Source organism: Bacillus cereus group sp. BfR-BA-01316 (genome assembly GCF_022664195.1).
GTDB lineage: Bacteria > Bacillota > Bacilli > Bacillales > Bacillaceae_G > Bacillus_A.
Genome location: NZ_JAKUGX010000075.1, coordinates 1 through 1,496, shown reverse-complemented (window position 1 = coordinate 1,496; position 1,496 = coordinate 1). Strand labels below are relative to the sequence as shown.

Sequence of the window (1,496 nt, the reverse complement as noted above, 5' to 3'; positions counted from 1 at the left end):
ACCCCACATCCATCAACTTAAGGTATATTTTTATACAAAACGCGGTCTTTTCACGTAGTATTTTATTATCGTTTATAGATGTTATAAAAGTAGGCATATCAAATAAACCCTGACGGGTTTGAATTTTTTTACTATGCTGCCTGATGAGTAGAAGTGGTATACTCATACACAACACCCAAAATATCAAAGACTGTCTTTTTCTCGTATCGATGAGATTTTCGTCCGTTGCGCTGTAGGAGGTTAAACAGACGAAGGAGAACCTTTGATAGCTCTTGGGTGTTTTTGTGTAATGCCTGGTGAAAAAGTGAAAAATAATCTTTAATTATGTACATCGCTTTATATTCACTTAGCTCTTTCTGTTTCTTACGTAACAGGAGTTCTCTCATCTTAAACATTGTAGAAGAACATAATAGGATACTAATGAGTTGTCCATAAAGATGACATTCTAATCGCTCTTGTTTAATAGATTTACAACGATGAATTTGAAACCAGGATTTCCATATTTTAAATAACAGTTCAATTTGCCAACGTAGTGAATATAAATCATAGATTTTCTCTTTTGGTACCCATTCCGTAGGAATGTTTGTCATATATACCGTAATTCCTTGTAAAAGTTTCGTACGCTCTGTATATGTAATTCCTTTTTTCTTTTCACGAATAGCTCGATCATGTAGGCGTTTTTGTTTTTGCTCCTCCGTACATTTATAAACCACAATGCGAGTAGGTAATTTGTCTTTGCTCCCTACATATACATCATGTAATTCATACACTTGGCCAGGTTGTAATTGGTTCATGATGTCTTCCAAATGAATTTGTATATATACCGGCCTCAGTTGAGCGGGTTTTGTTTTAAATACGACCGTTTCGAATTCTTTTCTATATATCTTAGTTGGTAACTTAAGACGTGATAAATAATATCCTTGCTTATCTTGAATAGACTTAAAGTCTTGTAAACGAAAATATCCTAAGTCACGAATATATAGTTCATTCTTTTGTGCCATACCTGTTCGAGTCGCACCATACGCCTGATCACTTCGTTTTCCTGGTTCAATTTTCACATCAGAAAATTCTCCACTCAACAAGTCATACTCTAGTTGAATTTTTACACCAGCTTTATGACTACATCCTCCGGCACCAGGATAAGTAGATGCAAATCGATCCGGCACTTGAAATGTTGTAGAATCAAGGATAAGAATACGCTCAAAGTAGGCAGAAAGAGCATGAGAAATCTTAGATAATCCCCCAATTTTAGCTTGTAGAAGTGTAGTGAATACAGTTCGAAAGAAGGCTACAGAAGCCGAGTTAAATCGCCGATTAAGTCCCTCAGGACTTAATAAAATTCCTGTTGAAGTTTCTAATTGACTACAAAGTTGAGTAAGAGAGGTAGTAGCGATTTGTTGATTTAACCATACACACAAAGATAAAAAATGGTGCCCATGGCACTTACGTTTTCGTTTCATTCCGCCTGCTTCTATAGCTAATTGATTAAGTGTAGC

The 1,496-nt window shown here is 35.6% G+C and carries 1 protein-coding gene; it reads right to left on the bottom strand.

Annotated elements, in window-relative coordinates; translation table 11 throughout:
• Positions 1 to 131: 131 nt before the first annotated feature.
• Positions 132 to 1,496: IS4 family transposase (locus tag MR071_RS24950; RefSeq protein ID WP_242238236.1), on the bottom strand; the 1,365-nt coding region annotated here is incomplete at its 5' end.